Below are 17257 nucleotides of genomic sequence, written 5' to 3'. Positions count from 1 at the left end.
AAGGTGACAGACCGGGATGTTCCGGCGCACATTTCAACCCTAGAAATCGGAACCCGCCGGGACATCGGCCATTGGCCCGGCTCCGCGATGCCCCCTGGGGAGGAATCCGCCCCGGACGGCGCAACTTTGGTTGTCTCCGGCTCCGTGCAGGTCACGGCCGCGCCTACCCTTGGGCGGAGGAGACGGGGGCGGTGCGACGGTGCGGGATCACATCGACGGGATGAGACGGTGGCTCGCCGCCAGGCCCCGGATCGCCGACGTCCTGTTCGCCCTGGCGCTGACGGTCGCGGCGCTGATGCTCAGGCTGAGCGAGGGCGTTCCCGACGACCCGGCGACCGCCGTCCTGGTGACGGCCCTGCTGCTCACGCAGGCCGTACCGCTGGCCTGGCGCAGGACGCACCCGTGGCCGGTCATGGTGGCGGTGAGCGTCACCTACGTGGTCTACGAGCTGGTCGACCCCATGGTCGCACTCAGGGACGGCCTGTACGTCATGTTCGCCGCCTACGCCGTGGCCCGCTACGCCCGGCCACCGGCGAGCGTCGTGGCCGTCGTCGTGGCCGGGGTGACGGTGGTGGCCCCCGACCTGCTGCGTTCGCCACTCGGCCTGCCGTTCCCCACCGAGTTCCGGCCCACCCTCTTCGAGATGATCATGATCGCCGGTCTGTCGCTGGCGCCGTGGCTGCTGGGCGTCTCCCAGCGGCACATCCACGCCGACGCCGCCCGGCTGCGTGACCTGACCGCCCGGCTGCGCGCCGAGCAGGAGGTCAGCGCCCGGCGGGCGGTCACGGCCGAGCGGGCCAGGATCGCCCGTGACCTGCACGACCTGGTCGCCCACCACGTCAGCGCGATCGCCATGCAGGCGCGGGCGACCGCGGAGGTGATGGCGGAGGACCCCCATCTGGCCCGGCGGGGGGTGACCGGGATCGGCACGGCCGCCGACGCCGCCCTGGTCGAGATGCGCCGCCTGCTCGGGCTGCTCGCCGACGACGCCCCAGCCGGTCCCGGCGACCCGGAGCCGTCACTGCGCCACCTCGACCGGCTCGCCACGACCGCCCGCGCCGCCGGGTGCCGGGTCGAGGTCAGCACGGGACCGGGCCCCGAGGTCCCGGCGGCGGTGCAGGTCTCCGCCTACCGGGTCGTCCAGGAGGCGCTCACCAACGTCCTGCGGCACGCGGGCGCGACCGACGTCAGGATCGCCGTACGGCGGGCCGCCGATCAGCTCGTCGTCACGGTGGAGAACGGCCCCGCCGCGCCGGGCCACCGGCCCCTCGCCGGTTCCGGGCTCGGGCTGGTCGGCATGCGTGAGCGGGCCGCGCTGTTCGGCGGCAGCCTGCGGGCCGGTCCCCGCGACCAGGACGGCGGCTGGCTGGTCGAGGCCGTCTTCCGCTACGGGGAGGCCGGGTGAACCCCGTCCGCGTGCTGATCGCCGACGACCAGGAGCTGGTGCGTGCCGCGCTGCGGATCATGCTCGACCGGCGCGCCGACCTGCTTGTCGTCGGGGAGGCCGCGGACGGCGAGGAGGCCGTCGCCCTCGCCCTCGACCTGCGCCCGGACGTGGTGCTGATGGACGTGCGCATGCCCGGTATGACCGGCGTCGAGGCGACCCGGCACATCGTCGGGCGGTGGCCGCACGAACAGCCGCACCCCCGGGTGCTGGTGCTGACCACCTTCGACCTCGACGAGTACGTGCACGCCTGCCTGCGGGCCGGGGCCGCCGGGTTCATCCTGAAGAACGTCTCCCCCGACCAGCTCGCCGACGCCATCCGGGTGGTCTCCTCGGGAGAGGCCATGCTCGCGCCGAGCGTGACCAGCCGTCTCATCGGTGCCTTCACCGCGCTGCCGCCCGCGCTGGTCGAACCGTCCCCCTCCCTCCGCGCCGGGGCGCTCGGTGAGCTGACCCGGCGTGAGCTCGAAGTGCTCGTGCTGGTCGCCAGGGGCCTGTCGAACGCCAGGATCGCCCGTGACCTCGGGCTCTCCGAGACGGGGGTGAAGAGCCGCGTCAACCGCATCCTCACCCGGCTCGGCCTGGAGAACCGGGTACAGGCGGCGATCGCCGCCCGTGAGGCGGGCCTGCTCGGCGAGTGACCAGGCCTGGGACCTGGGAGGATGTGAGGTTGCAGTGCGGGTGGAAAGCATGTCCCCTTTGATCATCCGTGCAGGAGTTCGGGGGACGGCAAGGAGGGGGCTGTCAGGAGCGTCGTGGTCCGCGGTGCAAAAAGGTCGTCGTGCGCGACCGCCGGTCGTTCGGCCGGGAGGTCCGGGGCCGGCAGGCCGTGGAGGTCACCGGCCCCGGACCTCCGGCCGGAAATCGTCACGCCTCGGTCAGCAGACGTAGCTCTTCACGGACGATCGCCCGGATGCCTCGCGGGGTGAAGTTGTGCGGGCAGGTCACCGTCTGCAACGTCAGACCATCCATGAACGTGTGAAGCCGCACGGCCTGCCGTTCCAGGACGGCGTCGGCGAGCTCCTGCCCGATATCGGGCAACGGTGTGTCGTGGCAGGAGGCGACCGCAAGACGGCAGATGTGACGTTCGCCCGCCCAGGCGGTGCCACGCGACTCCGCCAAAGACTCCTCGACGCGTGAGCGCACCAGGCACGCCAGCCACACGTCGGCTTCGACGCGGCGGTTGTCATCCAGCGGAAGAAGTTCTTCGAGCATGAGCTGAGCGCGCTCCAGCCCTGGCAGGTCCGCGTGCAGGTGTCCGGCGACACGTGCGGTGACGCTTCTGCCGATCGCGTACGCGGCGAAGACGAGCAGGCCACGCTGGTTGTCGAAATAGTGGCGCAGCCCGCCGACCGAGACGCCCGCCGCCTCGGCGACCTTGCGGACCGTGGCGCCCTCGATGCCTTCCCTGCTGATGACCTCCCATACGGCGCGGACGAGCTCGTCGCGCCGCTGCTCGTGGTCGACGATCTTCGGCATGTTCCCATAATCGCACGGTTGTACGGTTTACTATAAAGTACAAGTGTGCTGAATAAGGTGCCGCAGCGAATGCCGTACCACCGCACGCCGAGCCTGGGCGTGCTGATCGCCGGACTGGCCGTGATCTTCGGATCAGCGTTGTGGCTGGCGCTGAACACCGTCGGCGAGATCCGCTACACGGCCGACCACGCCGGCACCAGGCCCATGTGGCACGTATGGATCCCCGCCCTCGTCGGACTGGCACTCACCCGGCTGACGCCTTTGCCATCCCGGGCGGCCCCGGTGGACGGAGCACCGGCACCGCGAGAGCTTCACCGGCAGGCGGGCGCCCTCCTGGCGTCGGCCGTACTGTTCGCGGCGGCGCTGCGAATCGTGACGGACAACGGTTACGACGCCGAGCCGGCACACACCATCCTGAAGCTCGTTCTGCTGCTGGCCGTACCGGTGCTGGTATTCCGGTTAACACGCCACGGCGCCACCCGTCGAGAACCGGTGCGCGGGCGGATCGAGGCCTGGCGCCGCTACGGGCCGGTGGTGCCGGTGGCGGCCTGGCTCGTCCTCCACCACGCCGGACCGTTCGCCCGGCCGCCCGGCGACAACGCCTGGGCGGCGGACTCCGGCCCCGCCGCACTGTTGATCACCATGATCGTGGGCTTCGCCGTCAACGCCCTGCTCGAAGAGGTCTTCTACCGGCGTTGGCTCCAGACCCGATGGGAGCACGTCATCGGCCGCTGGCCCGCCATCGTGTTGACGAGTCTGTCCTTCGCTGCCTGGCACATCGGCATCCACGGTACCGGCCACCTTCTCACCGACCTCACCTCGGTCTTCGTTCACCAGGGGGTACTGGGCCTGTTCCTCGGCTACCTGTGGAGCCGGTACCGGCTGATGTGGCCCATCCTCACTGTTCACGGCGCGATCAACGCCGCCCCCGTCCTGCTGGACATGCTGTAGCGCCTGCCGCGTCCTGGCCCGAGACCGAACCCCAACCGCGGTTCGACGCCTCCGCCGAGCACGGGTACGGCCCGCTGTCCGAGGGGATCGGGTAGTGTTACCCGCCCCAGTGGTGAACGCGTCGAGGAGGTGAGTCCGATTCCCACACCAGGTCGGGCGCTCTCCCTCACGACCGCTCGGTCCATCTGACGCAGGTGGCCCAGGGAGCGCCCGTCGGCATCCCGAAAGGCTCCTAGTGTCTCCTGCTGCCTCCCTTTCCACCGTCGCCGCCACCCTGCGGGCGGCTGGCTGTGTCTTCGCCGAGGACGAGGCCGAACTCCTCGTCTCGGCCGCGCGCGCCCCTGAGGAACTGGCCCTCATGGTCGAACGACGCGCCCACGGGCTGCCTCTCGAACACGTCCTCGGCTGGGCCGAGTTCTGCGGCCTGCGGATAGACGTCGATCCCGGGGTCTTCGTCCCGCGGCGCCGTACCGAGTTCCTTGTCCGGCAGGCGATCGGCCTGGCCCGGGGCGGACCGGCCGTCGTGGTCGACCTGTGCTGCGGCTCGGGCGCGCTGGGCGCCGCACTGGCCACCGCGCCGACCACTGTGCCGGGCGCTGCGCCGGGTACGGCCCTCGGCGTGGCCGTGGAACTGCACGCGGTGGACATCGATCCCGCCGCGGTGCGGTGCGCCCGCCGCAACCTCGCCGCCGTCGGCGGGCGGGTCCACGAGGGCGACCTGTACGACCCGTTGCCGGCCGGGCTCCGGGGCAGGGTCGGCCTGCTGGTGGCCAGCCCGCCGTACGTGCCGACCGAGGCGATCAGGCTGTTGCCCGCCGAGGCCCGTGTCCACGAGCCGATGGTGGCGCTCGACGGCGGCGTCGACGGCCTCGACGTGGTGCGGCGGGTGGCGCGGACGGCGCCCCGGTGGCTGGCGCCCGGCGGCCACCTCCTGGTGGAGACGAGCCTGCGGCAGGCTCCCGGGACCGTCGAGACCATGGAACGGGCGGGATTGGCGGCGAGAGTGGCCGACTGCGAGGAACTGGGGGCGAACGTCGTCATCGGTACGATGCCCGGCGCACCGGTCGCGGGGCCTAAAGTCTGAGTCGGCACGGCGGAAGGGATGTTCGATCATGCTTGAGGGACTCTCCCAGCACTGCGCGCAGGCGCTCGCCACCCATGGCTGCGCCTCGGTCTCCGTCGCGGTCGCCCATCGCGACCGCGTGGTCTTCGCCGAGGCGTACGGCCTGGCGGATGTGGCGCGCGGGGTGGCGGTCACCCCGGAGACCGTCTACTCGATCGCCTCGGTGACCAAGCCGATCACGGCGACCGCGGTCTGCGTCGCCGCCGACCGGGGGCTGCTGAACCTCGACGACCCGGTCGAGAAGTATCTCTCCGGCTTCCGCCTGCCCAGATACCGCGACTACAGCGAGCCGACCCTGCGCCAGGTCCTCCAGCACCGGGCCGGGTTCGGCGGGCACTACGACTTCGCCTACGCCGGGCTGCCCGCGATCCGGCACGGCGTCGAGCACTACTCGACGCTGTACCGCGAGCCCGGGTCCCGGTTCGAGTACTCCAACCTCGGATACGGCGTCCTCGACGCGGTCCTGGAGAAGGCGACCGGCCGTAGCGCCGCCGACTTCACCGCCGAGCAGGTCTTCGCCCCGCTCGGACTGAACGCCTGCCAGATCGGCCTCTCCTACGAGGGTGAGCGGCCTCGGGCGCTGCGTTACTCGGCCGACGGCAGGCCGTACCCCGACTACGACACCACCCACCACGGCGCCTCCCTCGGCTGGGCGAGCGCCTCCGACCTGGCGATGTTCGGGCTGCTGCAGGCGGGCGGCCCCGGGGTGCTGAAGCCGGAGACGGCCGCGGCCACCCGCACCGCGCTGCCGATCACCGCGGAGCAGGGCTACGGCCTTGGCTGGTTCGTCTCACGCGGCGGGCCGCACCAGGTGGTCGCGCACAGCGGCGGCATGGGCGGTGTCTCGGCGATGCTCGCGGTCGTGCCCGAGCTCGAACTCTCGATCTGCGTACTCGCCAACCAGACCGGGGGCGAGGTCCGCACCTCGGTCGTCAACCGCGTCATGGCGGAGCTGGTGCCGGACCACCCGTCCGCGTCCCTGCCGCCGAGCTTCCTGCCCGAACGGGCGGTCGCGGTCCCGCAGGGACTCTGGGAGGGGCACGTGCGCACCGAGGAGGGGTCCGTGCCGCTGCTGCTGCGGGTGCTGCCCGACTCCGGCGCCGAGGTCGGGCTCGACGGCGGGCCGATGGTCCCGGCGGACGTGGTCGCGGCCTCCGACGACTGGGACCTGCGGGTCAGCGCGCCGCTGCAGCTGCCGACCGAGGACGCGCGGGTGAACAGCCCCCGGCTTGTCCTCGAACTCAACGCGCGCCACGGCCATCTCGTCGGCGCGGCGCGGGCGATGAAGAACGGCGAGGGCGACGGCTGGCTCGGCAACTGCCTCAGCCACTGGTGTGAGGCCACCGAGGCCTGAGCCCGGCCGGTTCCCGGACCTGGCCCCGGCCCGGGTCAAGGACCGTCAAGAAAGAACCACCTCCCGGGTGAAGCGGACAAACAACGGGAAGGAGCATGATTCCCGGACCATTCAACCCTTGTGAGCACTTATGAGGATCTTGGCTCGCCCGCACCAGCTCCCCGTACGGCTCGCCACCGGCGCCTACGTCCTGAACGCCGGGCTGTCCATGGCCGCCGGGGACGAGGGCAGCGCCGCCGCCGTCCACGGGATGGCCGCCAACGCCTACCCGTTCCTGAAGAAGATGAGCCCCAGGACGTTCGTCTGGCTGCTGTCGAAGACCGAGATCGCCGTGGGCGCTGCCCTGCTGGTCCCGGTGGTGCCCTCACTGGTCGCGGGCGCGGCGCTGACCGCCTTCGCCGGCGGGCTGGTCGGCCTCTACCTGCGCACCCCGAGCCTGCGCCAGGAGGGCAGCCTGCGCCCCTCCCAGGAGGGCATCGGCGTCGCCAAGGACGTCTGGCTGCTGGGCATCGGGACGAGCCTGGTCGCCGAGGAGCTCTGCCGTCCCTGACCGTACGGCTTCGCCGGCCCTCAGCCGTGTCCTCCAGCTCCCGTCAGGCCCCGTCCCCCACTCCTGCGCGCCCCGCTCCACGTGCGCGGCCCTCGGTCCGCGCGGGTCTCAGCGGCGCAGCCGTACCTCGCCGACCGGGCGGCCACCGCCGAGCAGCACGCCGACGGCCAGTTCCTCAAGCACGTCGGCCTCGAAACCCAGCGCCCGAAGGGCCTCGACGGTGGCGGGCATCCTGGCCCGGTAGCCGCCGTCCTCGATCTTGACGGCCCCGGCCCTGCCGTCCGCGAAGGCGAAGGCGTCGAACGCCTCGGCGCCCGACTTGAGCATCAGCCCGGGAAGCGCCCGCATCAGCCGGGCCTCCGGCTTGGTCGTGCCCGAGGTCCACTCGGGGTGCGCGCGGAAGGCGTCGGCGATCCGGCGCTCGGGCGTGCCCTCCTGGGCCAGCACGAGGGAGCGGAAGGCCCTGGTCACACCGACCATCGACACGAAGAACAGCGGCGCGCCGCAGCCGTCGACCCCGGTGGCCGCGACCCGCTCCCCGGTGAGTTCCTCGACCGTGTCACGCAGCGCCTTCTGCAGCGGGTGCGCCGGGCTCAGGTAGGTCTCCAGCGGCCAGTCGTTGGCCGCGCAGGTGGCGAGCATCGCCGAGTGCTTGCCCGAGCAGTTCATGTAGAGCGGTGAGGGAGCGCCTCCTGAACGCAGCACCCGCTCGCGGGAGGCGGCGTCCTCCGGCAGGTCCGCCGGGCAGCGCAGCGCGCTCTCGTCGAGTCCCGCCCCGGCCAGGACGCGGCGGGCCCCCTCGACGTGGAAGGGCTCCCCCGTGTGACTGGCGCACGCCAGGGCGAGCAGTTCGCCGTCGAGCCCGAGCCCGGCGCGCACCATGCCGAGCCCCTGCAGCGGCTTCAGCGAGGAACGCGGGGAAACCAGGACGTCGACGGCCCCGTGCACCCGCACCGGCGAACCGGCCGCGTCGACGGCCAGCATGCGGGCCCGGTGGGTGGACTCCACGAACCCGGAACGGACGACCTCCACGACCAGCGACTCAGCAGACACCTCAGCTCCCTTCGCGTGGATTCTACGGAGGGCGGAAACACCGGTTTCCGGCGCGGTCGGAACAACCGGGATGATGGACGCATGCGTGCGGTGGTGCAGCGGGTGAGTTCCGCGTCGGTGACGGTTGACGGCGAGACGGTCGGCGCGATCGACGATCCCGGACTGCTGGTGCTGGTCGGAGTGACCCACGACGACACCCGGCGGCAGGCGGCCAAACTCGCCGCTAAGCTCTGGGGCCTGCGCGTCCTTTCGGGCGAGAAGTCCTGCTCCGACGTCGGCGCCCCGCTGCTGGTGATCAGCCAGTTCACCCTGTACGGCGACGCCCGCAAGGGCCGCCGTCCGACCTGGCACGCGGCGGCCCCGGGACCGGTGGCGGAACCCCTGGTCGAGGCCGTCTGCGCCGAGCTCCGCGCGTTGGGCGCGCACGTCGAGACGGGCGTCTTCGGCGCCGACATGAAGGTCTCCCTGACCAACGACGGCCCGATCACCCTGATCCTGGAGGTCTGATTCCCTGACCGATACCACGATCACCGACCGCGATGATCCGCTAGGGTAACCGCTTGTCCGCGATGAATCCGTTCATCCGTGATGAAACACCCGAAAAGTCGCACCCTTGGGGAGGGTCATGCGCATCTTCGCGTCCATCGCCGTCGCGTCCGTCGCCACCGCCGCCCTGGTCACCACCGCCGGATCGGCGGCCAACGCCCAGGTCAGCACCCAGACCGGCGCCCAGGCCGCGCCCGCGTTCAGCGCCTACCACGGCGTCAGCGGCCAGCAGCAGACCGAACGCTTCAACACGCTGCGTGGCCAGGGCTACCGGCCGATCACCTTCACGGTCGACGACGCGTCCGCACCGCGTTACGGCGCCGTCTGGGTCAAGCGGTCCGGCCCGGCCTGGGCGATGATCCAGGGCATGTCGGCGAGCGGTTACCAGAAGAGGTTCGACAGCTACCTCTCCCAGGGGTACCGCCCGACCTCGGTGAGCGCCACCGGCTCGGGGAACGACGCCGTCTTCGCCGCGATCTTCGAGAAGGTCCCGGGCAAGTTCTTCGCCAAGCACAACCTCACCACCGGCCAGTTCACGGCCGCCAACGCCGACGCCGCCAAGCGGGGCTACGTGCTCACCGCGGCCAACGCCTACGGCACCGCCGACGACCCGCGCTACGCCGCCGTCTGGACGCAGGGCTCGCAGTCCTGGTCCGTCACCGTCGGCAAGTCCTTCGACGAGCACCACGCGGAGTTCCTCGCCAGGACCAAGAAGGGCGAACGGCCCTCGCTGGTCACCGTCGGCCCCGACGAGTCCTACACGAGCGTCTGGGTCAAGGACTCCGGCTCCGCCTGGTACGAGTACACGGGCATGACCCCCAGCGGTTACCAGAAGCGCTTCGACGAGCTGAAGGGCAAGGGCTTCCTGCCCACTCTGCTCGACACCGAGGGCGGCGCCTACACCGCCATCTGGACCAAGGGCTGATTCCCGCCGGGCCCGCGCGCCGTACCCCGTCGAGGGCACGGCGCGCGGGTCCGCTCAGCGGATGCGGCGGCGCAGCGCCGGGTCGATCTGGACGTTGCGGCCCGCGTCTGGCGGCACGACGACCTCCTGGGAGGCCGCGACCCCGCCCGCCTCAAGGGGGACCTCGACCGGGACGGTCCGCTTGACCACGGCCAGCGCGATCGGGCCGAGCTCGTGGTGACGGGCCGAGCTGCCCACGAAGCCGACCTCCTCGCCCCCGTTGAGAACGGGGGTGCCGTGCCCGGGCAGGATGTCGGCGCTGCCGTCGAGGTGCAGGAAGACCAGACGGCGGGGCGGATGCCCGAGGTTGTGGACCCGGGCGACGGTCTCCTGACCCTTGTAGCAGCCCTTGCTCAGGTGCAGGGCCGTACCGATCCAGCCGACCTCGTGGGGGATGGTCTTGTGGTCGGTCTCGAAGCCGAGCCGGGGGCTGTGCTCCTCGATGCGCAGCGCCTCGTAGGCCCACAGCCCGGCCGGGCGCATGCCGCCGAGACGCTCGGCCAGCAGGTCACGCGGCAGGAGCAGGTCGTCGCCGATGACGATCGTCCCCTCCGGCGGGGTGACGCGGCTGGCGTCGGCGACGGAGACCACGGCGTATTCGGCCGTGACGTCGGCCACCTCGACCCTGAGCATGAAGCGCATCTTGTCGAGGAAGGCGACGAGGTCGGCCCCGGTGCCCGGCTCGACGTGCCCCCACACGGCCTCGCCGTCGTCGACGAGCGTGAGGTGGTGCTCGACCCTGCCCTGGGCGTCCAGGAACAGCGTCTGGGTCGGTTGACCGGGTTTGAGGTCGTCGAGTTTCTGCGAGCTCAGGCTGTTGAGCCAGCTCAGCCTGTCGGGGCCGGAGATCCGGACGACCTCACGGTTGCTCCGGTCGACCATCGCCTCTCCGGCGAGGAGGGCGCGCTGCTCGGCGAACGGGTCGCCGTAGTGTCCGGCAACGCCGGCGTCGGGGGCCTCGGCCGCGACCGCGCCCGGGGTGTCCAGCAGAGGGCTTCGCATGGCTCCAAGCCTACGAGGCCTCAGCGACACTTCCTGCAGCGGCCGAAGACCGTGAGATGGTGCACGTTGACGGCGAAGCCGAACTCCTCGTCCAGCTTGGTCACGAAGTCGTCGACCAGCTCGGGGCGGATCTCGTTGAGCTCCCCGCAGTCGTGGCAGACCAGGTGGACGTGGTCGGCGTCCTCGGCCAGGTGGTAGGTCGGCGCGCCGTGCCCGAGATGGTTGTGGGTGACCATGCCGAGCTCTTCGAGGAGTTCGAGCGTGCGGTAGACGGTTGAGATGTTGACCCCGCGGGCGGTCTCCCGCACCTTGCCGCAGATCTCCTCCGGGGTGGCGTGCTCAAGGGCCTTGACCGCCTCAAGCACCAGCTGGCGCTGCGGGGTGATCCGGTAACCGTGCGCCCGCAGTTGCTCATGCCATGACGTCTCGGCCATGCACAGAGTCTACGAGCAGACCAGCCCTACTGGGGTCGCCACAAACACCAACAAATCGCCCACCACGCACGGTTTCCCGCAGGTTAGGCTGCCCCGGTCCCCTCCCCCGAGGACTTGGTCCCCGGCACCCGCTGGAGCACCCCGGCCCACTGGGCGCTGCTCGACTGCCCCGACACCGTACGGCTCGACCGTCCGACGGCCGGGAACCGGCCCCGGAACCGGATCGACGAGGCGAAGGAGGACGCGGCCCAGGCCCGCGCGCTCGTCCCGACGGCCTTCGACGGCGGTGCGGATCCCTCAGCCCTGACGGAGCGCGTCCTCGGCTGGACGCGGAGGGACGGCCGTTGAGGAGCCCCTCACCAGGCGCCTGCCCAGCCGCTGCGCGGGCGCCTCGACGAAACGCCAGGTCAGCGCACTGATCCCGAGCAGCACCCCGACCAGGCCGACCAGCGCGACCAGCCGAGCCCCGAGCGGTACGGCCAGTGGCTCCGGCCAGGTCATCTGGACCACCTTCAACAGCAGCGGATGGAGCAGATAGACCGAGTAGCTGACCAGCCCGAGCCAGGGCAGCACCCGGGGCAGCTCACGGTCGCGCAGCGCCATCCCCACGGCGAAGGTCAGCCAGGCCGCGACCAGCGCCAGCCACAGGCCGGGCGTGTCCCTCGTCAGCCAGATCCCGGCCGCCGGAACCAGGAGCACCCAACCGGCCCGCGCCCAGGTGATCTCGCCCTGTTCCGCCCGGTACAGCACGGTGCCGGAGAACATCGTGGCCAGGATCAGCAGCCCCTGCCAGGTGCCGGGATACTCCTGGTTGACCGCCAGCAGCACCAGCACGGTGCCCCCGGCCGCGACGGCGCCCGCCCGCCGCACCGCGAGGGGCCCCATGAGCGTCATGGCCGTTCCGACCACCACCAGCGCGACCACCGTCAGTGTGACCGTCAGCATCCGCGTCCCGTCGCCGTACGAGAGCAGCTTGGTCGGCAGCACGCCTGCCCCCAGCACGGCCGCCACGGCGAACCCGAGCGCGGCCGTACGGCTCGCCCGGTTCACCCCGAGGGTGTACATCGAACCCAGCAGCAGGTAGAAGGCCATCTCGTAGGAGAGCGTCCACATCACGTTGACCGTGTTCGGCATGTACAGCAGGTCCTGCAGCATCGTCAGATGGCCCAGCGTCAGCGACAGGGGACGGCTCCCCCACCAGGGGTGCAGGCCGTCCCATCCCGCGGCGATCAGCAGCGCCACCCCCACCGCGCAGACGCCCAGCATCGGGTAGAGCCGGAAGGCCCGGGAGATCCAGAAGGCCCGCAGGTCACCCCGCCGCTCCAGCGAAGCCGGCACGATGTAGCCGCTCACCAGGAAGAACACCATGACCCCGTACCACCCGGGCTCGAAGGTCTCCTTGAAAGGAAAGCGGATCTCGGGCAGCAGCGGCGACAGCACGTGTTCGAAGACCACCGCCAGCGCCGCGAACCCTCGTATGGCGTCAAGCCAGGCCAGCCGGCCCCGCCGTCCTGCTTGATCGGTAATCACCTGGTTCATGCTAACGACCGGCCGACGGACGTCCGGTTGGACGGGCAACCGCCACCGCCCCGGAGGGGACCGGTCTCACGGCACGGGAGAGACCTGGCGGGACCCCGGCCCCCGGGTCCGGGCCCACGGGCTCCGAGGTCCCGTGAACACCAGGGGCCGCCGCCCCACGGACGGCGGCCCTTCGAACATGTCCGGTGGTGGTCGCCCCTACCGCCGGACGATCAGGAGGCCGAGGGAGACGAGCTCGGCGACGCGGCGGTCCTCGGGGTCCTTCCCGGCGCCCTGGTGACCTTGCAGTCGTAGGCGGCGATCGTGTAGCCGTCCAGCAGCGTGCAGGTCGTCCAGACGGGACCGACCTTGTAGGCGTAGACCTCGGGCAGGCCGCCGCCCTGACCGGCGGGGCCCTGCGGTCCGGCCGGACCCTCGGGGCCCTGAGGCCCGGTCGAGCCCTCGGGACCCTGGGGTCCGGTCTTGCCCGTCTCGCCTCGCGGCCCCTGCTGACCTGCGGCGCCCCGCTCGCCCTGGGGGCCCCGCTGACCGGTGGCGCCCCGCTCGCCCTGGGGACCCTGCGGGCCGGCGACTCCCCGCTCACCCTGGGGGCCCTGCGGGCCACGCGGGCCGGCCGGTCCCTGGGAGGCGATGCCCTGCTGGGCCTCCTGGAGGGTCAGCACCCGCTCGGTCTTCGGGTTGCACCTCGTGAGCGCGCGGACGACCTTCGTGGTCTTGTTGACGCAGAAGGTCGTCGGAGCGGCGGCCGAGGTGGCCGCCGAGGCGGTGGTGACGCTCGACAGACCCACCAGAAGGACAACGGCGCCCAAGAGCGCGGCAGGCGTCTTCGATCGCATGAGTGGAGACTCCATAGAAAGAGGGGGATGGACACGAAGATCGTGAGGCGGCGCGACCAGAGTGCCAGGAAGGACCGTTCCAAGCGGGATAAATCAGGCCATGTGACGAAAAAGAGATCTATTTGCGGTCAGGGCGCGGGAGGGCGTGCCCGCCCGTGGGCCGCCCCCGGACACCGAAGCCCTCCCCGGCGCCTCCGTCCCACCGGACCCGCCCCACCCGGTACGGAGACCGTTCGCGGCACGCCGCCTTCGAGGCCCTTCCTCCGAGGTCAGGGCGTGTTCGAGGGGGCGGGGACAACCGGGCGAAAATAATCGTTTGCCCTGGCTGCGGAGATTTCATAACGTACAAGCACGCTGAAAGGAGGTGGTCCGAACGATGGTTGATCATAGGGCTAGCGAGGTGGCTGTCCGCTAGGACGCCCCAGCTTCCGGACTCCGTCCGGACGTCTGGTGACGTTCGGCGAATTCACGGCAATCACCGGAACCCCGGGTCCGCCAGGGTGGTGGGAGTGCTCTCCCGCCTTTGGTCCCCTTGGCCCTCCCACCCACGGGAGGAACAGACCCGGGGTTCTTCCCTTTTCCGGCCCGGTTCCTTCGGCCCCCGCTTCCGAAGCCCGGCGCCTCTCAATGTCCCCGAGCCTTTCCCGGTCTCCCCGCGTCTCCCAAGGAGCCCCCGGGACGCTCCCGAAGAGCGTCCCCGCGCTTCCCAGGGCCCCGTCCGAGGAGCGGCTCCGACTCCCCCGCGTCTCAGTGCTCGCCGCGGGCCGGGACTCCGAGGGCGGCGCACGCCTCCCGGTACAGCCTGACGACCTCCGTGCGGACCTGGGCGCGCTCGGTCAGCGTCGTGCTCCACGGCACCCTGACCGTGACCTCCCGCCCCTCGACCGTCGCGAGGAACTCGATCGCCTCGGCGTCCACCCCCGACGTGACCGCGCTGGTCGCCTCGGGCCGGCCGCCCAGGGCCCGGCAGATCAGCAGCGAGTCGTCGGCGTGGTCGTCGTTCATGTGGCGCTTGATCGCCTCGACCACATCAGGGGTGAAAGGAGTGCTCATGCCCGTGATGGTATTCCCCCGACCCTCCCGCAGGACCGCACCACAGCACCCCAACTCGCCCTCCCGCAGGACCGCGCCACAGACTCCCGCCGCGTCGGCCGCCCTCGGCTCGCCCCACCCGGACGCCCCGGCTCGCCCCACCCGGACGTCGGCACCGCTTCACTCCGGCCAGGGAAGCCGGGCCCCCAGACGCCAGCCTCCCGACGTCGTGGGACCGTACTCCAGGCGTCCCTCGACCAGCGCGACCCGCTCCGCCAGGCCGATCAGCCCCCGCCCCGGCCGGGCTCCAGAAAATCCGGCGGCCCCGGCCGGTCCGGCGTCGTTGACGATCTCGACGACCAGCTCCGCCCCCGGCGCCCCCGCGATCGACACCCGCACCGGCGCCCCCCGCGCGTGCCTGCGCACGTTGGTCAGCGCCTCCTGCACGATCCGATAGGTGGTACGGCCGAGCCGGTCGGGCACGGTCCCGGTGTGCTCCTCGACCATGGTCACCCACATCCCGGCCCGGTCGGACTCGGCGACCAGCTGCCTGAGGTCGGCGTAGGTCGGCTGGGGCAGTTCCCCGACCGGAGCGCGCAGCACCCCGATGACCTCACGCAGGTCCTGCAACGCCTGGTGGGCGCTCTCCCTGATCACCCTGGCCGCGTGGGCGATCTCCTCGCTCGGGGCGTCGGGATGGTATTCGAGGGCCCCGGCGTGCACGCTCAGCAGTGAGAGACGGTGCCCGAGAACGTCGTGGATCTCCCTGGCGATCGCCGTACGGGCCTCCTGACCGGCTTGTTCCGCCCGCAGACGCGCCTCGGTCTCCATCCGGGCCGCCCGTTCCCGCATCGCGGCGGCGAGTTTGCGCCGGTGGTGGACGTACAGGCCCCAGCCGACCACGGCCCCCTGGATCGCGCCTCCCATGACCCACAGCGCCAGCCGGGGCATGTCCGGCTCGGGCCGCAGCAGCACGTAGACGACGCCTGCGACCAGGCCCGCCACGGAGACGATCATCGTGGTCCTCGGCGGGCGGTGCACCGCGACCGTGAACAGCGCGATCAGCACCGCCCCCGTGATCAGCTCGGAGAACGTCGAGAGCACGATCAGCACGACGGCCAGCTCCGTCGGCCGGCCACGGCGCAGCCACAGCGCGGCGCAGCCGACCACGGCGGTCACCTGGTCGAGGTCGAACAGCCACTTGGGCGGTCTCGGGGAGGTGTCGAGGCGCAGCCCGGCCAGGATCAGCCCGGAGAGCACCGCCACCAGGAACAGGCAGGCGTCGACCAGCCAGTCGTGCGGTCCACGCCTCGGTGCGGTCGTCGATTCGTCCATCCCCAACGAGCCTAGGGTCGCCCGTCCCCGCCCCGGCCCCCCGCGATACCAAAGTCGCCGGGACCAACACCTTCGTCGCGCGCCGGGCCCGGCCGGGGAGACGTCCGTCGGCGTGGAGCATCCCGACGACCGATCCGCGAGGTGGCCCGGGATTCCTAGCGTTCAGACATGCGCGAACTCACCAGAATCCTGGGGCTGTTCTTCCTCCTGGAAGGGGTCAGCGGGGCCATCGACCGGGTGGCCGTCCAGCCCTTCATGAACTTCTTCCTCAACTTCTTCGACCGGGTGATCGTCGGACGTCTGGACTTCCTGACCGGCTACGAACTGTTCGCGAACCTCGCCCTGGCCGCCCTGGGCGGCCTGATGCTCGCCGCCACGCGAAGCGGGGCCCAGACGTGACGCGGGATTCCCACGTGACGCGGCAGGGCGCGCCTCGGACACGAGAGGGCGTGACACGGCGGCTGGCACCCGCCGTCGGACTGTTCCTCCTGGCACCGCTGGTCGCCGAATACCTGCTCGGCAACGTCCCGGTGGCCGACATCGGCGGCCTGCTCGTGCTCGCCCCGATGTACGGCGGCGGCGCCCTCCTGATCAGGGAGGCCGCCCGCCGTACCGGACGTGGCTGGCCCACGATGATCCTCCTGGCGGCGGCGTACGGCGTGCTTGAGGCGTGCCTGATCGACCAGTCGCTGTTCAACCCGTCGTTCGAGGGACACGACTTCCAGAGCGTCACGCCGATCCCGTGGCTGGGCGTCAGCGCCCACTACGCGCTGAGCTTCGTCGGCGGTCACGTGATCTGGAGCATCGGTGTGCCGATCGCTCTCGCCGAGGCCCTGACACCCCGCCGCGGCACCGTCCTCTGGCTCGGCCTGCCCGGCCTGGCCGTCACCGGTGTCCTGTTCGTCCTCGGCTCGCTCGTCGTCTTCCAGAGCATGCTCGCCGAGGGCGGGTTCGTCGCCCCCGCCCCACGGCGGATCGGCGCCGCCGTCGTGGTCGTCCTCCTGGCCGGTACGGCCTTCGCCCTCGGCCGCCGTCCGCGTCCCCCGGTTCCCGGCGCCGCTCCCCGCCCGTGGCTGGTCGGTCTCGCGGCCTTCGCCGCATCCGGCCTGTTCTTCGTCGGGACGGAGGACTGGCCGGGGGTCGCTCTGGCGTCCGGTCTGCCGGCCGTCTCCGCCGTCACGGTCTCCCGCTGGTCACGCCGTACGGGATGGGGCCCGGCACACCGGCTCCACCTGGCCGGTGGCGCGCTGCTGACCTACGTCTGGGGCGGCTTCGTCCTGCTGTCCCTGGAAGGCGACACGACCCCCCTGAACCTGACCGGCCAGTCCCTCCTGGCCCTAAGCGCCCTAGTCCTCCTCCTATTCACCGGAACCCGGCTTCAGGAGTGAGGAGTTTCGGCTTGGGCGCGTCGGTGCTTGGACTGAGGAACGCAGGAGCGCAGCGACGGAGAGACGAGGGAAAGCGCCGACTCAGAGGCGCCCAAGCCCGCGACGCCGAAGGCGGAGCAAAGAGGCACAGCCCCGCGACGCCGAAGGCGGAGCAAAGAGGCACAGCCCCGCGACGCCGAAGGCGGAGCAAAGAGACACAGCCCCGCGACGCCGAAGGCGGAGCAAAG

19 protein-coding genes are annotated in these 17257 nt (G+C 71.5%); 11 read left to right on the top strand and 8 right to left on the bottom strand.

What is annotated here, in order from left to right; genetic code table 11:
- The first annotated feature begins 220 nt into the window (after positions 1-220).
- Positions 221-1405: a sensor histidine kinase gene (locus ABT340_RS32265; RefSeq protein WP_352014650.1), complete on the top strand. Its 1185-nt coding sequence runs from the start codon at positions 221-223 to the stop codon at positions 1403-1405.
- Entirely contained in the window at positions 1402-2085 is a 684-nt protein-coding gene (locus tag ABT340_RS32260) for a response regulator (RefSeq protein ID WP_352014649.1), read from the top strand. Before ABT340_RS32265 ends, ABT340_RS32260 begins: the two co-directional genes overlap by 4 nt.
- A gap of 226 nt (positions 2086-2311) precedes the next feature.
- On the opposite strand, the gene ABT340_RS32255 is transcribed toward ABT340_RS32260, so the two are convergent.
- Positions 2312-2923 carry a TetR/AcrR family transcriptional regulator gene (locus ABT340_RS32255; protein ID WP_352014648.1) on the bottom strand — a complete coding sequence of 204 codons (612 nt, stop codon included), beginning with the start codon at positions 2921-2923 and terminating at the stop codon, positions 2312-2314.
- 45 nt (positions 2924-2968) lie between these two features.
- Here ABT340_RS32255 and ABT340_RS32250 point away from each other — a divergent pair, with 45 nt between their 5' ends.
- From ABT340_RS32250 to ABT340_RS32235, 4 genes are all read left to right on the top strand, one after another.
- A complete protein-coding gene (locus tag ABT340_RS32250) occupies positions 2969-3874 on the top strand; it encodes a CPBP family intramembrane glutamic endopeptidase (RefSeq protein WP_352014647.1) in 906 nt (301 codons plus the stop codon).
- Positions 3875-4109: 235 nt separating this feature from the next.
- Positions 4110-4958 carry a putative protein N(5)-glutamine methyltransferase gene (locus tag ABT340_RS32245; RefSeq protein ID WP_352014646.1) on the top strand — a complete coding sequence of 283 codons (849 nt, stop codon included), beginning with the start codon at positions 4110-4112 and terminating at the stop codon, positions 4956-4958.
- A gap of 28 nt (positions 4959-4986) precedes the next feature.
- On the top strand, positions 4987-6351 hold the full coding sequence (locus tag ABT340_RS32240; RefSeq protein ID WP_352014645.1) for a serine hydrolase domain-containing protein: 1365 nt from the start codon (positions 4987-4989) through the stop codon (positions 6349-6351).
- Positions 6352-6481: 130 nt separating this feature from the next.
- Positions 6482-6901 (top strand): hypothetical protein, encoded by a 420-nt coding sequence (locus ABT340_RS32235; RefSeq protein WP_352014644.1) that lies wholly within the window; start codon positions 6482-6484, stop codon positions 6899-6901.
- Between the two features lie 108 nt (positions 6902-7009).
- Here the strand turns inward: ABT340_RS32235 and ABT340_RS32230 are convergent, their stop codons facing one another.
- Positions 7010-7954, bottom strand: a complete 945-nt coding sequence (locus tag ABT340_RS32230) for an asparaginase (RefSeq protein WP_352014643.1) — start codon at positions 7952-7954, stop codon at positions 7010-7012.
- Positions 7955-8035: 81 nt separating this feature from the next.
- Between ABT340_RS32230 and dtd the strand changes: the two genes are divergently transcribed.
- Both dtd and ABT340_RS32220 read left to right on the top strand, forming a co-directional pair.
- Positions 8036-8461 (top strand): D-aminoacyl-tRNA deacylase, encoded by a 426-nt coding sequence (gene dtd, locus ABT340_RS32225; RefSeq protein ID WP_352014642.1) that lies wholly within the window; start codon positions 8036-8038, stop codon positions 8459-8461.
- Between the two features lie 118 nt (positions 8462-8579).
- On the top strand, positions 8580-9425 hold the full coding sequence (locus tag ABT340_RS32220; RefSeq protein ID WP_352014641.1) for a hypothetical protein: 846 nt from the start codon (positions 8580-8582) through the stop codon (positions 9423-9425).
- A gap of 54 nt (positions 9426-9479) precedes the next feature.
- Here ABT340_RS32220 and ygfZ read toward each other — a convergent pair whose 3' ends face one another.
- Entirely contained in the window at positions 9480-10466 is a 987-nt protein-coding gene (gene ygfZ / locus ABT340_RS32215; protein ID WP_352014640.1) for a CAF17-like 4Fe-4S cluster assembly/insertion protein YgfZ, read from the bottom strand.
- 20 nt (positions 10467-10486) lie between these two features.
- Positions 10487-10900, bottom strand: coding sequence for a Fur family transcriptional regulator (locus tag ABT340_RS32210; RefSeq protein ID WP_352014639.1), 414 nt, complete (start codon positions 10898-10900; stop codon positions 10487-10489).
- 114 nt (positions 10901-11014) lie between these two features.
- On the opposite strand from ABT340_RS32210, the gene ABT340_RS32205 reads away from it, so the two are divergent.
- Positions 11015-11248, top strand: a complete 234-nt coding sequence (locus ABT340_RS32205; protein ID WP_352014638.1) for a hypothetical protein — start codon at positions 11015-11017, stop codon at positions 11246-11248.
- Here ABT340_RS32205 and ABT340_RS32200 read toward each other — a convergent pair.
- The 4 genes from ABT340_RS32200 to ABT340_RS32185 all read right to left on the bottom strand — a co-directional run bounded on the left by ABT340_RS32200 (position 11198) and on the right by ABT340_RS32185 (position 15642).
- The gene (locus ABT340_RS32200; RefSeq protein ID WP_352014637.1) at positions 11198-12430 is read right to left on the bottom strand and encodes an acyltransferase family protein; all 1233 of its coding nucleotides are present in this window, start codon (positions 12428-12430) and stop codon (positions 11198-11200) included. The two genes, ABT340_RS32205 and ABT340_RS32200, sit on opposite strands and share 51 nt — an antisense overlap.
- 221 nt (positions 12431-12651) lie before the next feature.
- Positions 12652-13275 (bottom strand): hypothetical protein, encoded by a 624-nt coding sequence (locus ABT340_RS32195; RefSeq protein WP_352014636.1) that lies wholly within the window; start codon positions 13273-13275, stop codon positions 12652-12654.
- A 747-nt stretch (positions 13276-14022) separates the two neighbouring features.
- Positions 14023-14328, bottom strand: coding sequence for a DUF2470 domain-containing protein (locus tag ABT340_RS32190; RefSeq protein ID WP_352014635.1), 306 nt, complete (start codon positions 14326-14328; stop codon positions 14023-14025).
- A 159-nt stretch (positions 14329-14487) separates the two neighbouring features.
- Entirely contained in the window at positions 14488-15642 is a 1155-nt protein-coding gene (locus ABT340_RS32185; RefSeq protein ID WP_352014634.1) for a sensor histidine kinase, read from the bottom strand.
- A gap of 168 nt (positions 15643-15810) precedes the next feature.
- Here ABT340_RS32185 and ABT340_RS32180 point away from each other — a divergent pair, with 168 nt between their 5' ends.
- Positions 15811-16041 (top strand): hypothetical protein, encoded by a 231-nt coding sequence (locus ABT340_RS32180; RefSeq protein WP_352014633.1) that lies wholly within the window; start codon positions 15811-15813, stop codon positions 16039-16041.
- A gap of 50 nt (positions 16042-16091) precedes the next feature.
- Complete coding sequence (locus ABT340_RS32175; RefSeq protein ID WP_352014632.1) at positions 16092-17030, top strand: AF_0692 family protein; 939 nt, start codon at positions 16092-16094, stop codon at positions 17028-17030.
- Positions 17031-17257: the final 227 nt, after the last annotated feature.

It is taken from the genome of Streptosporangium sp. NPDC000239 (assembly GCF_040300765.1).
Classification (GTDB): Bacteria; Actinomycetota; Actinomycetes; order Streptosporangiales; family Streptosporangiaceae; genus Streptosporangium.
The sequence above is the reverse complement of the archived record's forward strand: the minus strand, read 5'-3'. Positions and strand labels throughout refer to the sequence as shown.